This window comes from Polaromonas sp. P1_G2 (genome assembly GCF_056405515.1).
In genome coordinates this window covers 1-558 of record NZ_JBFUBY010000790.1, presented here as the reverse complement: position 1 = coordinate 558, position 558 = coordinate 1, and the positions used below count along the sequence as shown (strand labels likewise).

Below are 558 nucleotides of genomic sequence, written 5' to 3'. Positions count from 1 at the left end.
CATCAACTGCTCCCATTCCGGAATCTTGAAATGCGGTGCGGCCTTGGAAACGACGGCGACGACGACCGGCGCCCGCGTCAATCGTGTTTCTTCGACCTTGATCATTTCCTCCGACAGGTCCGGCTTGTCGCCACGCGCGATCTTCGACAATTCCAACGAGATCCGCTCCCGTTCGGCGCCGCGGAAGACAATGAAACGCCAGGGCGCCAGCTTGCCGTGATCCGGCACGCGGCTCGCCAATGTCAGGATGTCGAGGATTTCTTCTTGCGAGGGGCCCGGGGCCTTCATCTGAAACGCCGGCATGGAACGGCGGGTGGAGAGGTAATCGATTAGCTTGATGTCGGTCTTCATAATGCCTCGTTTGCGGCTCTTGAATTCGCCTGGTGTTTGCGGGAGAAGTGGGCCGCGCTGTAAAGCGTGTCAACCCTGGAAAAGAAGAGTATTCCGGTTTTGTTTAACTCGTGCCGAGCCATTGCCCTCGTGGCGGTCTTCTTCGCAGCCCTCGTCGGCGGCGCAGGCGCGGCACAGCAGGCCTTCGCGCTCGACACGGACCAGAAG

At 60.0% G+C, this 558-nt stretch carries 1 protein-coding gene; it reads right to left on the bottom strand.

Translation table 11 applies throughout. From position 1 onward, the window contains the following. The coding region (locus tag AC1D0P_RS27605) for a nitroreductase family protein (protein ID WP_477679645.1) at positions 1-351 on the bottom strand (351 nt) is incomplete at its 3' end. Positions 352-558: the final 207 nt, after the last annotated feature.